Annotated in this window: 17 protein-coding genes and 1 riboswitch; of the genes, 13 read left to right on the forward strand and 4 right to left on the reverse strand. The window is 69.7% G+C overall.

Annotated elements, in window-relative coordinates; all coding sequences use genetic code 11:
- Positions 1-91 precede the first annotated feature (91 nt).
- Genes AB0E24_RS19835 through ccsB form a run of 4 tightly spaced genes read left to right on the forward strand, consistent with a single transcriptional unit; the run spans position 92 to position 4,397 of the window.
- The gene (locus tag AB0E24_RS19835; RefSeq protein ID WP_069865399.1) at positions 92-709 is read left to right on the forward strand and encodes a TlpA family protein disulfide reductase; all 618 of its coding nucleotides are present in this window, start codon (positions 92-94) and stop codon (positions 707-709) included.
- A gap of 11 nt (positions 710-720) precedes the next feature.
- Positions 721-1,479, forward strand: coding sequence for a cytochrome c biogenesis CcdA family protein (locus AB0E24_RS19840; RefSeq protein ID WP_069865666.1), 759 nt, complete (start codon positions 721-723; stop codon positions 1,477-1,479).
- A gap of 3 nt (positions 1,480-1,482) precedes the next feature.
- Positions 1,483-3,306 carry a cytochrome c biogenesis protein ResB gene (gene resB / locus AB0E24_RS19845; protein WP_359378585.1) on the forward strand — a complete coding sequence of 608 codons (1,824 nt, stop codon included), beginning with the start codon at positions 1,483-1,485 and terminating at the stop codon, positions 3,304-3,306.
- Positions 3,303-4,397: a c-type cytochrome biogenesis protein CcsB gene (gene ccsB / locus AB0E24_RS19850; protein ID WP_069865396.1), complete on the forward strand. Its 1,095-nt coding sequence runs from the start codon at positions 3,303-3,305 to the stop codon at positions 4,395-4,397. The genes resB and ccsB overlap by 4 nt, the downstream gene beginning before the upstream one ends.
- Before the next feature lie 174 nt (positions 4,398-4,571).
- Here the strand turns inward: ccsB and AB0E24_RS19855 are convergent, their stop codons facing one another.
- Positions 4,572-5,072 carry a PLD nuclease N-terminal domain-containing protein gene (locus tag AB0E24_RS19855; RefSeq protein ID WP_167502676.1) on the reverse strand — a complete coding sequence of 167 codons (501 nt, stop codon included), beginning with the start codon at positions 5,070-5,072 and terminating at the stop codon, positions 4,572-4,574.
- Positions 5,073-5,162: 90 nt separating this feature from the next.
- On the opposite strand from AB0E24_RS19855, the gene AB0E24_RS19860 reads away from it, so the two are divergent.
- The 3 genes from AB0E24_RS19860 (at position 5,163) to AB0E24_RS19870 (ending at position 8,290) form a co-directional block, all read left to right on the forward strand.
- On the forward strand, positions 5,163-6,614 hold the full coding sequence (locus tag AB0E24_RS19860) for a menaquinone biosynthesis decarboxylase (RefSeq protein ID WP_069865392.1): 1,452 nt from the start codon (positions 5,163-5,165) through the stop codon (positions 6,612-6,614).
- Positions 6,611-7,534, forward strand: a complete 924-nt coding sequence (gene mqnP / locus AB0E24_RS19865) for a menaquinone biosynthesis prenyltransferase MqnP (RefSeq protein WP_079258531.1) — start codon at positions 6,611-6,613, stop codon at positions 7,532-7,534. The genes AB0E24_RS19860 and mqnP overlap by 4 nt, the downstream gene beginning before the upstream one ends.
- Before the next feature lie 81 nt (positions 7,535-7,615).
- Positions 7,616-8,290: a UbiX family flavin prenyltransferase gene (locus tag AB0E24_RS19870; protein ID WP_069865388.1), complete on the forward strand. Its 675-nt coding sequence runs from the start codon at positions 7,616-7,618 to the stop codon at positions 8,288-8,290.
- On the opposite strand, the gene AB0E24_RS19875 is transcribed toward AB0E24_RS19870, so the two are convergent.
- Positions 8,287-8,463: a hypothetical protein gene (locus tag AB0E24_RS19875; protein WP_167459889.1), complete on the reverse strand. Its 177-nt coding sequence runs from the start codon at positions 8,461-8,463 to the stop codon at positions 8,287-8,289. The two genes, AB0E24_RS19870 and AB0E24_RS19875, sit on opposite strands and share 4 nt — an antisense overlap.
- A 112-nt stretch (positions 8,464-8,575) precedes the next feature.
- Here AB0E24_RS19875 and AB0E24_RS19880 point away from each other — a divergent pair, with 112 nt between their 5' ends.
- The 6 genes from AB0E24_RS19880 (at position 8,576) to AB0E24_RS19905 (ending at position 13,783) form a co-directional block, all read left to right on the forward strand.
- Positions 8,576-9,037, forward strand: coding sequence for an Lrp/AsnC family transcriptional regulator (locus AB0E24_RS19880; protein ID WP_359378907.1), 462 nt, complete (start codon positions 8,576-8,578; stop codon positions 9,035-9,037).
- 45 nt (positions 9,038-9,082) lie between these two features.
- Positions 9,083-10,261: an aminofutalosine synthase MqnE gene (mqnE, locus tag AB0E24_RS19885; protein ID WP_069865384.1), complete on the forward strand. Its 1,179-nt coding sequence runs from the start codon at positions 9,083-9,085 to the stop codon at positions 10,259-10,261.
- A 95-nt stretch (positions 10,262-10,356) separates the two neighbouring features.
- A complete protein-coding gene (locus AB0E24_RS19890) occupies positions 10,357-11,016 on the forward strand; it encodes a UdgX family uracil-DNA binding protein (protein WP_359378593.1) in 660 nt (219 codons plus the stop codon).
- 126 nt (positions 11,017-11,142) lie between these two features.
- Positions 11,143-11,667, forward strand: a complete 525-nt coding sequence (locus AB0E24_RS19895; RefSeq protein WP_167502678.1) for a GNAT family N-acetyltransferase — start codon at positions 11,143-11,145, stop codon at positions 11,665-11,667.
- A gap of 115 nt (positions 11,668-11,782) precedes the next feature.
- Complete coding sequence (locus AB0E24_RS19900; RefSeq protein ID WP_173963240.1) at positions 11,783-12,070, forward strand: DUF4229 domain-containing protein; 288 nt, start codon at positions 11,783-11,785, stop codon at positions 12,068-12,070.
- A gap of 384 nt (positions 12,071-12,454) precedes the next feature.
- The gene (locus AB0E24_RS19905; protein ID WP_069865380.1) at positions 12,455-13,783 is read left to right on the forward strand and encodes a dicarboxylate/amino acid:cation symporter; all 1,329 of its coding nucleotides are present in this window, start codon (positions 12,455-12,457) and stop codon (positions 13,781-13,783) included.
- Between the two features lie 113 nt (positions 13,784-13,896).
- Here the strand turns inward: AB0E24_RS19905 and AB0E24_RS19910 are convergent, their stop codons facing one another.
- Both AB0E24_RS19910 and AB0E24_RS19915 read right to left on the reverse strand, forming a co-directional pair.
- Positions 13,897-14,217: a DMT family transporter gene (locus tag AB0E24_RS19910; protein WP_069865378.1), complete on the reverse strand. Its 321-nt coding sequence runs from the start codon at positions 14,215-14,217 to the stop codon at positions 13,897-13,899.
- 31 nt (positions 14,218-14,248) lie between these two features.
- A riboswitch (guanidine-III (ykkC-III) riboswitch) is annotated at positions 14,249-14,314 on the reverse strand.
- A gap of 8 nt (positions 14,315-14,322) precedes the next feature.
- Entirely contained in the window at positions 14,323-15,339 is a 1,017-nt protein-coding gene (locus AB0E24_RS19915; RefSeq protein ID WP_359378599.1) for an alpha/beta hydrolase, read from the reverse strand.
- Positions 15,340-15,424 lie beyond the last annotated feature (85 nt).

A 15,424-nucleotide genomic window follows, 5' to 3' on the forward strand; every position in this document is an offset into this window, starting at 1 on the left:
GGTGGCGCGCCGCAGGGCCCGTGGGGCCCGGCGGTTGGTACCCGGAGGGGGGTGGCGAAGATCCCCAAAAGGGCCATGCGAAACTTTTCACATGAGTGCCTGCCGTGCCCCTCGGGGCCTCGCGACCCGTCGTCGCGCAACCGTGCTGGCCATCGGGGCCACGGTTGCCGCGCTGTCCCTGACCGCCTGCGGCGGGGGCGGCACCTCGGGCGGCTCCGCCGACACCAAGTTCGTCCAGGGCAAGGGCGGCGTGGACACCGTCGCCAAGGAGAACCGTAAGGACTCCCCCCAGCTCTCGGGGAAGACCCTGGAGAACAAGCCGCTGGATGTGGCGGACTACAAGGGCAAGATCGTGGTCCTGAACGTCTGGGGGTCCTGGTGCGCCCCCTGCCGGGCCGAGGCGGCGAATCTCGCCAAGGTCGCCAAGGACACCAAGGCCAAGGGTGTGCAGTTCATCGGGATCAACACCCGTGACTCCAACCGCGCCCCCGCGCTCAGGTTCGAGAAGGAATACGGCGTCGACTACCCGAGCCTGTACGACCCGATCGGGAAGCTCATGCTGCGCTTCCCCAAGGGCAGCCTCAACCCGCAGGCCATCCCCTCGACGATCGTCCTGGACCGGGAGGGCAGGATCGCGGCCCGCGCCCTGACGCCGCTCAGCGAGGAGCGCCTGCGCTCGATGGTCACCCCGCTGATCGCGGAGAAGTGACCTCCGTGAGCATGCTGGCCGCCGCCACCGATCCCAACCAGACCGTCCTGACCGGGGCGCTGCTGCTGGCGCTTCCGGTCGCCCTGCTCGGCGGACTGGTCTCCTTCTTCTCCCCCTGTGTGCTTCCGCTGGTGCCCGGCTATATGTCGTATGTCACCGGCGTCACGGGGACGGATCTGGCCGAGGCCAAGCGCGGCCGCATGATCGCGGGCGCCTCGCTCTTCGTGCTCGGCTTCACCGCGGTCTTCGTCTCCGGGGGCGCGCTCTTCGGCAACTTCGGCTGGACGCTCCAGGAGCACAAGGAGACCATCTCCAAGGTGCTCGGGGTCATCACGATCGTGATGGGCCTCGCCTTCATGGGGGTCCTCAAGGGCTTCGGCCAGCGGGAGTTCCGCTTCCATGTCAAGCCCACGCTGGGGCTCGCGGGGGCGCCGGTGCTGGGCGCCCTGTTCGGCGTCGGCTGGACGCCGTGCCTGGGGCCGACGCTCACCGCCGTCAACGCCCTGGCGTTCAATGAGGCGAGCGCGGGGCGCGGGGCCCTGCTCACCGCCGCGTACTGCGTGGGGCTCGGGCTGCCGTTCGTGGTGGTCGCCGTGGCCTACCGCCGGGCGCTGGGTGCCTTCGGCTGGGTCAAGCGGCACTACGTCTGGGTGATGCGAGCCGGGGGCGGCATGCTCGTCGCCCTGGGGGTGCTGCTGCTCACAGGTGTCTGGGACACCATGATGGGCTCCATGCAGACCTGGGCTCAGGGCTTCAACGTTGGGATCTGATCGATGTCCACCACCGATACCGACACCGCGTCCGGCAAGGAGGCCGGAACGCCGCCCGAGGGCGGCGCGACCGCCGAGGAGCGTGAGCTCGGCGCCGCGGAGTCGCAGCTGTCCACCGCCCCGGCCGAGGAGATCAACATCCCCTCGCTGGGGCCGCTCGGCTGGGCCCGGTGGTTCTGGCGGCAGCTGACCTCGATGCGGGTGGCGCTGCTGCTGCTCCTGCTGCTCTCCCTCGCCACGATCCCCGGCTCGCTGGTCCCGCAGACCAGCATCGACCAGCTCAAGGTGCAGGACTTCCAGGAGCGGCACCCGACGCTGACGCCGATCTACGAGAAGCTCCAGCTGTTCCATGTCTACAGCTCGGTGTGGTTCTCGGCGATCTATCTTCTGCTGTTCATCTCCCTCATCGGCTGCATCGTGCCGCGCACCTGGCAGTTCATCGGCCAGCTGCGCTCCCGCCCGCCGGCCGCGCCCCGCCGGATGACCCGGCTCCCCGCGTACACCACCTGGCGCAGTGAGGCCGAGCCGGAGCAGGTGCTGGCCGCCGCCCGGAAGATCATGAAGGGGCGCCGCTTCCGCGCCCACGCCTCGGGCGACGCGGTGGCCGCGGAGAAGGGCTATCTGCGCGAGGTGGGCAATCTGCTCTTCCATATCGCGCTGATCGTGCTGCTGGTGTCCTTCGCCGCGGGCCAGCTGTGGAAGACCGAGGGCAGCAGCCTGGTCACCGAGGGCGGCGGCTTCTCCAACAGCCTCACCCAGTACGACGACATCAAGACGGGGCAGCTGTTCAACAGCGATGACCTCGCCCCCTTCGGCTTCCAGCTGGACCGCTTCACCGCGACCTATGAACGCAGCGGCCCGCAGATGCGCACCCCGCGCACCTTCCGCGCCGATGTGACCTACTGGGACGGTGCGGAGGGCGCGTCCCGCAAGACCTCCATCGAGGTCAACAAGCCGCTGGAGATCTCGGGCTACAAGGTCTTCCTGCTGAACCACGGCTACTCGCCGGTCGTCACCATCCGGGACGGCAAGGGCAATGTGGTGCACCAGGGCCCGGTGGTCGGGCTGCCGATCGACGGGGCCAACCTCACCGAGAGCATGGTCATCAAGGTCCCGGATTATCGGGACAAGAACGGCAAGAAGGATCAAATCGGCTTCCAGGGGCAGTTCCTGCCGACCTGGGTGCGCAGCCAGGGCATGTTCTCCGTCTTCCCGGCGCTGGACAACCCCACCCTGGTGCTGACCGCCTACCACGGCAGCCTCGGTGTGGACGGCGGTACTCCGCAGAGCGTGTACCAGCTGGACAAGTCGCGGATGAAGCAGTTCAAGGAGTCCGACGGCAAGACCAAGTTCGCCCGGGCACTCAGTGTGGGCGACACGATGAAGCTGCCGAACGGCGCCGGAACGCTTTCGTTCGACGGCGTCAAGGAATGGGCCAGCTTCCAGATCTCGCACAAGCCGGGTGACCAGGGCGCCCTCATCGGCGCCGTCGTCGCCCTGGTGGGCCTGGCCGGCTCCCTGTTCATCCAGCGCCGCCGGGTGTGGGTGCGCGCGGTGACGGGCGACGACGGCACCACCGTGGTCGAGATGGCGGGGCTCGGCCGCAGTGAGTACGCCAAGCTCCCCGAAGAACTCGCCGATCTGGCCGTCCGTCTCCAGGCGGACGCACCTCCGGCCCCGGAAGCGGAAGCCGATCCGGAATCCGGCCGGGAGTCCACCCAGGAATCCGGCAAGGGCTCCGACGAGAACCCCAGCAAGGACTCCTCCCCGGAATCCGCATCCGACACCGCAGATCCCGCAGATCCTGCCGAAGGAGCGCGCGCGTGAAACTCGCCGCCGAAGTCAACGAGAACCTGGCTCATTACAGCAACGTGCTGATCTACTCGGCGATGGCGGTCTACACCCTCGCCTTCCTCGCGCATATCGCCGAGTGGGTGTTCGGCAGCCGCAGCGCCGTGGGCCGCACCGCCGCCGCGATCACCTCCGACGCCGCGGCCACCCAGCGCGCCAAGGTGACCGTGCAGGTCGGCGGGCAGGGCGGCGGCACCGCCGTGCTGGAGCGCCCGAAGATCGTCACCCGCTCCGCGGCGGGCAGCCGCGACATCCCGGATGGGCCGGGCGCCGCGGGCGGCACCGAACAGGGCGATGTGTACGGCCGGATCGCGGTGGGCCTGACCGTACTGGCCTTCCTCTTTCATGCCGCGGGCGTCCTCTTGCGCGCGCTGTCCGTGCAGCGGGCCCCGTGGGGCAACATGTACGAGTTCTCCACGACCTTCGCCATGGTCGCGGTCGGCACATACCTCGTGCTGCTGGCGCTGAAGAAGAATGTGCGCTGGATCGGGCTGCCCCTCGTCACCACGGTCCTCCTCGACCTCGGTCTCGCCGTCTCTGTCTTGTACACCGACAGCGACCAGTTGGTTCCGGCGCTGCACTCGTACTGGCTGTGGATCCACGTCAGCTGCGCGATCATCTCCGGCGCCTCGCTCTACATCGGGGCCGTCGCCACGCTGCTCTACCTCTTCCGCGACCGCTACGAGGCCCAGCTGGAGAACCCGGAGGGCAAGCAGTTCGGCCGGTTCGCCAAGTCCGTTCTGGAGCGGGTGCCCTCGGCGGCGTCGCTGGACAAGTTCGCGTACCGGATCAACGCCACGATCTTCCCGCTGTGGACCTTCACGATCATCGCGGGCGCGATCTGGGCCGAGGCCGCCTGGGGCCGCTACTGGGGCTGGGACCCCAAGGAGGTCTGGTCCTTCATCACCTGGGTCGCCTACGCCGGGTATCTGCACGCCCGCGCCACCGCCGGCTGGAAGGGCCGCAAGGCCGCCTACCTCGCGCTGATCGCCTTCGGCTGCTACCTGTTCAACTACTACGGCGTCAACATCTTCATCACCGGCAAGCACTCCTACGCCGGGGTCTGACACCGATACGCCGGAGTCCGGCACCGAACCGCAGGCGGCCGGCTCCTGTGACATGGGTCACGGGGGCCGGCCGCTGTCGTGCGGACAGCCCGGAGGGCGGGCGAACGCCCGTAAGGACCGCGGCGTCCCCGCCCGCTCCTCGGCGCGCCGTGCCGTCGGCCGCCTGAGCCCCGTTCAGGACACGGCGGGCGGCGGGGTGTCCTCGGGTCCCGAACCGGGCCCGGAGCCGGAGCCCGAACCGGAACCCGAACCGGAGCCGGGCCCCTCGCCCTTGCGCCGCAGCTCCTCCTCGCGGCGGCGGAGGTCGGCCTCCCAGTCCTTCAGGCGATCCTCGTCGCTCTCGCGGTCGGCGGGCGTGTCGGCCGGTCCGTTCCCGTCGTCCTTACCGCTGTTGTCATTCAGGGACTTGAGGAACTCGGGGTTGTCATCAGGCGCGACCCAGCCGCCCCCGCCGCCCGCGCTCCGCGCCCCGGGCCATCCGCCGCCCCCGCCGACGGCGCGCTTACGGCCCGCGATCAGCCAGGAGACGGAGCCCACGACGGGGAACAGCAGGACCAGGATCGCCCAGATGGGCTTGGGGATATAGCGGATGTCCTGTTCGTCGGTGGTGATGCAGTCGATGAACGCGTAGATGCTCAGTGCCAGCGGCACCAGGATCATCAGCACCCGTAGCATGAGGCGATTCCCCCTGCGTGTGGTGTTCGGGGCGGTGGCTCGGGCCCCCAGTTACGGGACCAGGGTAGTGCGTACCGGATACTGGGACGCATGGCTTATGACGATCTTCGTTCCTTTCTGCGGGCGCTCGACAGGGAAGGCGACCTCAAGAGGGTCAAGGCCGAGGTCGATCCGTATCTGGAGATCGGGGAGATCGTCGACAGGGTCAACAAGGCCGGCGGGCCCGCGCTGCTCTTCGAGAACGTCAAGGGCTCGGCGATGCCGCTGGCCATGAATGTCTTCGGCACCGACCGCCGTCTCCTCAAGGCCCTTGGCCTCCGCTCGTACGACGAGATCAGCGAGAAGATCGGCGGGCTGGTCAAACCCGAGCTGCCCCAGGGGTTCATCGGACTGCGCGAGGCGTTCGGGAAGCTGGGCTCGGTGGCCCATGTGCCGCCGAAGAAGGTGAAGGAGGCGCCTGTCCAGGAGGTGGTCCTCACCGGCGACGACGTCGATCTGGACCAGCTTCCGGCGCTGTTCACCTGGCCCGAGGACGGCGGGTCGTTCTTCAACCTCGGCCTCACCCACACCAAGCATCCCGAGACCGGGGTGCGCAACCTGGGCCTGTACCGCCTCCAGCGCCATGACCGCCGCACCATCGGCATGCACTGGCAGATCCACAAGGACAGCCGCAACCACTACCAAGTGGCCGCCAGGCGCGGCGAGAAGCTCCCGGTGGCGATCGCCTTCGGCGCGCCGCCCGCCGTGACCTACGCCGCGACCGCGCCGCTGCCCGGCGATATCGACGAGTACCTCTTCGCGGGGTTCGTGCAGGGCCGGCGGGTCGAGATGGTCGACTGCCGGACGGTGCCGCTCCAGGTCCCGGCCGCCGCCGAGGTGGTCATCGAGGGCTGGCTCGAGCCGGGGAAGATGCTGCCGGAGGGTCCGTTCGGCGACCACACGGGCTTCTACACGCCCCAGGAGCCGTTTCCGGCCCTGACCATCGACTGTGTGACGATGCGGCGGCGGCCGCTGCTCCAGTCGATCGTGGTGGGCCGTCCGCCGACCGAGGACGGACCGCTGGGGAGGGCGACCGAGCGGTTCTTCCTCCCGCTGCTCAAGATCATCATCCCGGACATCGTCGACTACCACCTCCCCGAGTCCGGTGGCTTCCACAACTGCGCGATCGTCTCGATCGACAAGAAGTACCCCAAGCACGCGCAGAAGGTGATGCACGCCATCTGGGGCGCCCACATGATGTCGCTCACCAAGCTGATCGTCGTGGTCGACGCCGACTGCGATGTACACGATCTGCACGAGGTCTCCTGGCGCGCTCTGGGGAACACCGACTACGCCCGCGATCTGACCGTGGTCGATGGCCCCGTCGACCACCTCGACCACGCCTCGTACCAGCAGTTCTGGGGTGGCAAGGCGGGCATCGACGCCACCGCGAAATGGCCCGAGGAGGGCTATACGCGCGACGGCGGATGGCCGCGCATGGTCATGTCCGACCCGGAGACCGCCGATCGGGTGACAAAGCGATGGAAGGAGTACGGGCTGTGAGCGCCGATTCCGCGACCCCCGATCTCTTCGGCCCCGAACCGGCGCCGCCCGGCCGGGTCCGCGCCTTTCTGCGGCTGGTGATGATCGAGCACTCGGTCTTCGCGCTGCCCTTCGCCTACACCGCCGCGCTGACCGCGATGCTCCTGTGGGACTCCACCGTCCACTGGACGCGGCTGCTGCTGATCACGGTCGCCATGGTGGGCATGCGCACCTTCGCGATGGCCTGCAACCGGATCATCGACCGAGAGATCGACGCCCGCAATCCGCGCACCGCCGGCCGTGAGCTGGTCACCGGCGCGGTGTCGGTGCGCACCGCGTGGACCGGCGCGCTCATCGCGCTCGCCGTCTTCCTGGGCTCTGCGGCGCTCCTGGGCCCGCTCTGCCTGGCGCTGGCGCCGATCGCGGTGGTGCCGATGGTGGTCTATCCGTACGGCAAGCGGTTCACCGACTATCCGCACGCCATCCTGGGCCTGGCCCAGGCCATCGGTCCGATCGGCGCCTGGATCGGGGTCACCGGCGAGTGGTCGTGGGACGCGGTGATCCTCGGGCTCGCGATCGGCATCTGGATCGGCGGCTTCGACCTGATCTACGCCTGCCAGGACGTGGCGGCCGACCGGGCGCACGGGGTGCGGTCGGTGCCGGCCCGCTTCGGGATCGCGGGGGCGCTGTACGGGGCGCGGGTCTGCCATGTGGTCACCACGGCCCTGCTGGTCTGGTACGCGCTGGCCACGGACGCCGGGGCGTTCTTCTGGGTGGGGCTGGTGATCGTCGCGGCGGCGTTCGCGTATGAGCACACCATCGTGCGGCCGGGCGATCTGTCCCGGCTGAACCGCGCCTTCTTCACGGTCAACGGCTTCATCGGGATCGCCCTCTTCTGCTGCGCTCTCCTCGACCTCGTGGTGCGGGGCCTCGGCCTGTGAGACCCGCCGGATAGGCTCGGTGGCGTGGAGACGCCGCACGAGCCTTACGGACCGCATGAGCCGTACGGGCCGCACGAGGAAGTGAGCCGGCGCCGTCCCTGGGTGGTCGGTGTGTCCGGCGCGTCCGGGACGCCGTACGCCGCCTCGGTGCTGCGCGCGCTGCTGGCGGCGGGGGAGGCTGTCGACCTGGTGGTCAGCCGGGCGTCGCGGCTGACGCTGCTGGACGAGACGGGGATCGGGTTCCGGGACGCCCACTGGCGCGAGGATCTGTGCCGCTGGCTGGCGCGGGGCGCGGACGGTACGCCCGACGCCTTCGAGGTGCCGGCCGAGGTCGCGGACGTGGCCCACTGGGCGGCCGGGGACCTGGCGGCCGGGCCGTCCTCGGGTTCGTACCCGACCAAGGGGATGCTGATCGTCCCGGCGAGCACCGCGTGTGTGGCCGGGGTGGCGCTCGGACTGTCGAAGGACCTGCTCCAGCGGGCCGCGAGCGTCACGCTCAAGGAGCGGCGCAAGCTCGTGGTGGCGGTGCGCGAGACGCCGCTGAACGGGCAGACGCTCAAGGCTCTGGTGACGCTGGACGAGGCGGGCGCGGTGGTGCTGCCCGCCTCGCCGGCGTTCTACGCGGGGGCGACGCATATCCAGGATCTGGTGGACTTCGTCGCGGGGCGGGTGCTGGACGCGGCAGGGGTGCCGCACAAGCTGTACCGCCGGTGGGAGGGGGAACTCGGTGGGGACCGGGACCGGGGAACGGCCTAGCGGGTCCAGCGCCTCCTCGAGCGTGCGCTGCGGGCCGCGACGACGGCCGCGCGGCGGGCCGCGCGGGAGACGGGCCGGTCGGTGGTACGGGCTGCACGCGAGCGGCCGGCCAGGTCCCGCAGCTCGAGCATGCGGGCCTCAAGGCCCTCGATCGTGTACACGGTGAGTCTCATCTCCTGAGGGATGGTCGATCGCCTAAAAGATTTACAGGGCTTGTGGTCCTGATGCCTTAGATTCTACATGTAATCTTGCTCAATCCCTGAATAATGGAAGGCGTACGTGGATATGGACGCGGTGGACAGGCAGCTCATCCAGGCTCTTCGGGAGAACGGACGGGCCTCGTACGCGGAGCTCGGCAGGCTTGTCGGCCTCTCCGGGCCCAGCGTCACGGACCGGATCAACCGCCTGGAGGCCGCCGGGGTCATCACGGGCTATCGCGCGACCGTCGACGCCGCCTCCCTCGGACTCGGCGTCACCGCCCTGATCGGCATCCAGCTCTCGGACGCCACCGACCACGAGGACGTGGCCCACCGGCTGCGCGAAGTCGCCGAGATCGAGGACTGCTGGTTCATCGCGGGTGACGACTCCTACATGCTCAAGGTGCGCGCCTCCGATGTGGACGGGCTGGAGGGGACCATCCGCAAGCTCTCCGGCACCAAGGGCGTCTCCCGCACCCGTACCACGATCGTGCTCTCGACCAAGTGGGAAAACCGGGTCGGCGAGCTTCCGGAGGGCATCGAGGCGTAGTGTCGGCCAAGGCTGACATCAGGAGACGTATGGGAGGCGACCGGGGTGACGGGGACCACAGACGACGCGGGTTTCAAGCGGGAGTTGGAGCAGAAGGTCCGCGCGGGCGAGCGGCTGTCGAGGGAGGACGGCATCGCCCTGTACGAGTCCGACGATCTGGCCTGGCTGGGCGGTCTCGCCCACGAGGTGCGCACCCGTAAGAACGGCGACGTCGTGCACTTCAACGTCAACCGCCACCTCAACATGACGAACGTGTGCACCGCGTCCTGCGCGTACTGCTCCTTCCAGCGCAAGCCCGGCGAGAAGGACGCCTACACGATGCGCATCGAGGAGGCCGTCCGCCTCGCCAAGGCGATGGAGAACGAGAACCTCACCGAGCTCCACATCGTCAACGGCCTGCACCCCACCCTCCCCTGGCGCTACTACCCGCGCTCGCTCAGGGCGCTCAAGGAGGCCCTTCCGCAGGTCTCGCTCAAGGCGTTCACCGCCACCGAGATCCACCACTTCGAGAAGATCTCCGGACTGTCGGCCTCGGAGATCCTCGACGAGCTGATCGACGCCGGGCTCGAGTCCCTCACCGGCGGCGGGGCCGAGATCTTCGACTGGGAGGTCCGGCAGCACATCGTCGACCACGAGACCCACTGGGAGGACTGGTCGCGCATCCACCGGCTCGCGCACGAGAAGGGGCTCAAGACCCCCTGCACGATGCTCTACGGGCATATCGAGGAGCCCCGCCACCGGGTGGACCACGTACTGCGCCTGCGTGAGCTCCAGGACGAGACCGGCGGCTTCCAGGTCTTCATCCCGCTGCGCTACCAGCACGACTTCGTGGACATGAAGGACGGCAAGATCCGCAACCGCCTTCAGGCCCGCACCACCATGGCGACCGGTGCCGAGGCGCTGAAGACCTTCGCGGTCTCGCGGCTGCTGTTCGACAATGTGCCGCACGTCAAGGTCTTCTGGGTGATGCACGGGGTGCAGACCGCGCAGCTCGCGCTCAACCACGGCGCGGACGACATGGACGGCTCGGTCGTGGAGTACAAGATCACCCACGATGCCGACGACTACGGGACGCCCAACAAGCTCACCCGTGACGACCTGCTCGAACTGATCCAGGACGCCGGTTTCCGGCCGGTGGAGCGCAACACCCGCTACGAGATCATCCGCGAGTTCGACGGCCCGGACCCGGCCCGCCGCGAATCCCCGCAGCCGATGCGGGTGTGAACCGTCCCGCCCTCCGCCCGGGGCGGGGGTGACCCGCTCCGCCCTCCGCCCGGCGGCCGCTGTCTGACGGCCGCCGAGCGGGGTACCCGGGGGCCATGGCCGGTACGAAGAGCCCCGAGGACGCGTACACCGCCGCCCCCTTCGTCCCGCACCACGCCGACCTGGGCACGCTCCGGGAGGCGGCGGCCGGATGCCGCGGCTGCCCGCTGCACCGCGACGCCACCCGGACGGTCTTCGGCGCCGGTGACGCGGACGCCCGGGTCGTGCTCGTCGGCGAGGAGCCGGGCGACCAGGAGGACCGGCAGGGCAAGCCGTTCGTGGGCCCGGCGGGCAAGGTCCTCGACCGGGCGCTGGACGAGGCCGGGATCGACCCGGACGAGTCGTACCTCACCAACGCCGTCAAGCACTTCAAGTTCACCCATGTCCCCGAGCGCGGCAAGCGCCGCATCCACAAGCCGCCCAGTCTCCGCGAGCTGTCCGCCTGCGGGCCCTGGCTCGAGGCCGAGCTGGAGCTGATCGAGCCCGAGGTGATCGTGGCGCTCGGCGCCACGGCGGGGAGGGCGCTGCTCGGCCCGTCGTTCCGGGTGACCAAACATCGCGGGACGCGGCTGGAGGGCGATGCGTCGGGACCGGCGCACGGCGGCCTGATCGTCCCCACGATCCACCCCTCCGCGGTGCTGCGGGCCGACGACCGGGAGGCGGCGTACGAGGGCCTGGTGGCGGACCTGAGGGTCGCGGCGGAGCTGCTCGGCTGAGGCGAGGAGACCGGACGCGGGTCGCGTACGAGCGGTGATCGGGGCCCGATACCCGATGGCCGGGGCCCGATGCCCCATGGCCGGGGCCCGAGGGTGCTGTCAGCCCCCATGGGTATCGTCGGCCGCATGCCCCTGCGCTTTGAACTCGACCCCGAGACCACCCCCGAGCTGCTCGATTCCGTCTGTGCCCTCTGGGCCGACGTCTCGAACGCGGGCGGCGCCGTCGGCTTCGTACCGCCCGTGGCCAAGGACGACATACGCCCCGATCTGCTCAGGCACCTCGCCGCGATGACGGAGGGCCGGACCCGCCTGCTCATCGGCCGCGACGAGGACGGCGCCGTGGCCGCCACCGCCTTCTTCACCTTCAACACCCACCGGCTGATGCACCACTGGTGCTGGCTCTACACCGTGATGGTGCACCCCTCCCACCAGGGCAAGGGACACGGCCGCGCCCTTATGGCCGCCGCCGAGGACGCCGCGCGCCGTATGGACGGCATCCAGGGGATACGGCTCACCTGCCGCGGCGGCACCGGGGCGGACCGCTTCTACGAGGCGTGCGGCTACAAGGAGGTCGGGCGGGTGCCCGGGGCGATCAGGGTCGCGGACGACGATTTCCGGGACGACGTCACCATGTGGCTGCCGCTGAATTGATCAGAAACCGGCCATGGTTCACTGGGAGGACAGGTTCTTCCGGCAGAGGCCCCATCAGGAGCGCCCGGCGGAACTCCCAGAAGTCCCAGAACTCCCAGGAGAGAGAGGACGAGTCGTGTCCTTCACGCCGAGCGCCGCGTTCCGCTACACCCTCATGCGCCTGGGAATCTTCGTCGGCTCGTTCCTGGCCATCTGGGGCCTGGTCTACTTCCGGGTGCTGCCCTCCGGCCTCGGCAGCTCCAACCTCTTCTGGGTCATGCTGCTCGCGCTGGTCGTCTCGGCGCCGCTGAGCTGGGTGGTGCTGCGCAGGCAGCGGGACGCCATGGCCGTCCAGGTCGCCGAGAAGGTGGACCGCGCCAAGGAGCGGCTGGCCGCGAACCAGAGCCAGGAGGACGGCGTCTGACCGGTGGGCCGGGGGAACGGCGCCTGACCGGCGCGGTCCTGTAACCCTCCTCACACCACCCCGCACACTCCAGCGACGCCCCTTGTGCCATCTTCCGTCGGCACAAGGGGCGTTGATGTCTTTCCGCCCCTCAGGAGCCCTCAGAAGTCAAAGAATTCCTTTGGGTTCCCCAAAGTGGCGGTGTTAATGTACTTGTCATGAAGACAGCAGCCGCGCCCCACATCACAGCGAGCGTTCCGCTCGTGGCGCGCCTGCACATCGATCTTTGCCGCTGTCTGTCCGCGGCCTGTCGTCGCCGCTGACTTCTCCTCCGCACAGCGGCCGGAGATCCCGTACGGACTCCTGGCTTTCTCCCGCCCTCTTACCTCCACCGGAGTGTGTCCGTTGTCGTCCGACCTCAAGGCGTCCCCCCAGGGGCCGTCCTCCTTCCGCCTGCCCAAGGTGCCCTTCTGGGCGCAGATCCTGCTGGGCCTGGTCCTCGGTGTGGTGCTCGGCTGGATCGCCCGCAGCGGCGATGTCGGCTGGCTGGTCACCACGCTCGACAAGATCGGCTCGATCTTCGTCCAGCTGCTGAAGCTGGCCGTCGCCCCGCTGGTGTTCTTCGCGATCCTGATCTCGATCACCAATCTGCGGAACGTCAACAACGCCGCCCGGCTGGCCACCCGGACCCTGCTGTGGTTCATGGCCACCTCGCTCATCGCCGTCGCCATCGGCCTGGCGATCGGCCTGATCACCAACCCGGGCGCCGGCACCGACCTGTCCCCCAAGGACGGCGCCAAGCCGGATCACGCGGGCTCCTGGCTGGACTTCCTGACCGGCATCGTGCCGACCGACGTCATCACCCCGTTCACCGAGCTGAACGTCCTCCAGATCGTCTTCATCGCCGCCGTCGCGGGCGTCGCCGCCCTCCAGCTCGGCGAGAAGGCCCAGCCGATCCTCACCCTGAGCCAGTCGGTGCTCGAACTCCTCCAGAAGGCGCTGTGGTGGGTCATCCGCCTCGCCCCGCTGGGCACCCTCGGCCTCATCGGCACCGCCATCGCCGACTACGGCTGGAACCTGATCGGCAAGTACGCGACCTTCACCGCCGACATCTACATCGGCTGCGCGCTGGTGATGTTCGGCGTCTACCCGCTGCTGCTCGCGACGGTCGCCAAGATCAACCCCCTGAACTTCTTCAAGGGCGCCTGGCCCGCCATCCAGCTCGCCTTCGTCTCCCGCTCCTCGGTCGGCACCATGCCGCTGACCCAGAAGGTCACCGAGCGGCTGGGCGTCCCCAAGGAGTACGCCTCCTTCGCGGTGCCCTTCGGCTCGACGACGAAGATGGACGGCTGCGCCTCGATCTACCCGGCGATCGCCGCGATCTTCATCGCCCAGATCTTCGACGTGCACCTCGGCGTCGGCGACTACCTCCTGATCGCCTTCGTCTCGGTCATCGGCTCCGCCGCCACCGCCGGCCTTACGGGCGCCACGGTCATGCTGACCCTGACCCTCTCCACCCTGGGCCTGCCCCTGGAGGGCGTCGGCCTGCTGATGGCCATCGACCCGGTCCTGGACATGATGCGGACCGCCACCAACGTGGCCGGCCAGGCACTGATACCGGTGATCGTCTCGGCCCGCGAGAAGATCCTCGACCACGAGGCGTACGCCCACGCCAGCGCCTCCCCGCTGGACGACCGCGAAGAGCAGCCGGAGCCCCAGCTGGCCGCCGCGTGACGTCGTCGGGCAACGCCGCCGCGTAGCACCTCAGTGCGGCAAGGGCGACAACGGCCATAAGAGCGACAAGCGGTGCCCCCGGACCACGCCTCGGTCCGGGGGCACCGTGCTGTTCACTCGCCCGCCGTGGCCTCCAGGCCGACGATGGCCACCACCAGCAGGAGCAGGAAGAAGATCCGGGCCGGGGTGACCGGCTCGTGGAAGAGGACCATGCCGAGCAGGGCGGTGCCTACGGCGCCGATGCCGACCCAGACGCCGTAGGCCGTGCCGATGGGCAGGCTCTTCACCGCCGCGCTCAGCAGCCCCATGCTGACGATCAGACCGGCGACGGTGATCACGCTGGGCCATAGGCGGGTGAAGCCGTCGCTCAGCTTCATGCCGATCGACCAGCAGATTTCGAACAGCCCGGCTATGAAGAGCAGGACCCAAGCCATGACGGCACCTCCGTGAAGTCTCTCGTTACGGGGTGCGTCGTCTTTGCGGGTCCCGGTACGGCGCGTCTCGTCGGGTCGATTCCGACCGTAGCAAACCTCCCCGTGTCAGATGAGCGGGGCGGTGAGGAGGGGGAGGGCGTGGGTGAGTTCGCGTTCCCAGTAGGGCCAGGTGTGGGTGCCGGGGCCGTAGAGGTGGGCGGTGATGCCCAGGCCGTGGGCGCGGGCCCGGCGGACATAGCGCTGGGCCATCTCGCCGAGGCCGCGCTCCAGGGTGTCCTCGGGGCGGTCCGGGGGGTCGAGGGGACCGGGGCTGCCGTTGCCGCAGGCGAGGTAGAGCGGGTAGCCGCGGGGGAGCCGGGGGATCAGGGCGTACGGGTTGTGGGCGTCCCAGAGCGAGGACTGGGCGGCGGGGTCTCCCCAGAGGGCCGCCGGGTCGGCGCCCTGGCCCGTGAGGATGCCTTGGACGCCGGCGGGGTCCAGGGTGGTGTGGATGACACCGCTGAAGGACGCCGCCGCGCGGAAGAGGCGGGGGTGGCGGGCGGCGTAGGAGAGGGCGCCGAAGCCGCCCATGGACAGTCCGGCGATCGCGCGGCGGCCGTTGGCCCGCAGGGCGCGCTCCAGGAGGGGGCGCAGCTCGGCCAGGTGGAAGGTCTCCCAGGCGGGCGGGCCGTAGTGGCCGCCGTTCCACCAGTTCGAGTAGAAGCCGGCGGGGCCGCCCTCGGGGGAGACGATCAGCGCCGGGGTGGTGGCGGTGATGGTCTCGACATCGGTGTTGCGGGTCCACGCCTCCCAGCCGGGGCCCGGGTCGCAGCAGCCGTGGAGCAGATAGAGGACGGGCCAGCGGTGGTGGGGCCGGCGGTCGTAGCCGGTGGGGAGGAGGACGCGGGCGTGGCCCTCGCGGCCCAGGGCGGGGGAGTCGATCGTCAGGTCCAGGACGCGCTCGCTGACGCGGTCCGCGGCGAGGAGGCGCGCGCGGGCGGGTGTCCGGCGTCTGCTGAACGCTTCCGGGGAACGGGCCTTGGAGGAGCCGGGCTCCGGGGAGCGGGCCTCCGCGGCGGCCGCAAGGAGCGGTGTGGCGGCCAGCGCGGTCAGCGCGGCGAGGGTACGGCGGCGGTTCGGCATCGTTCGTTCTCCTTCGCGCTTGCGTTACGGAGTTGAACGGGGCACGGTGCGTGGTCAGTTGAAACTTTGAGGTCGGCGGGCGGCT

This window comes from Streptomyces malaysiensis subsp. malaysiensis (genome assembly GCF_040653035.1).
In the GTDB taxonomy this organism is placed as follows: domain Bacteria; phylum Actinomycetota; class Actinomycetes; order Streptomycetales; family Streptomycetaceae; genus Streptomyces; species Streptomyces malaysiensis.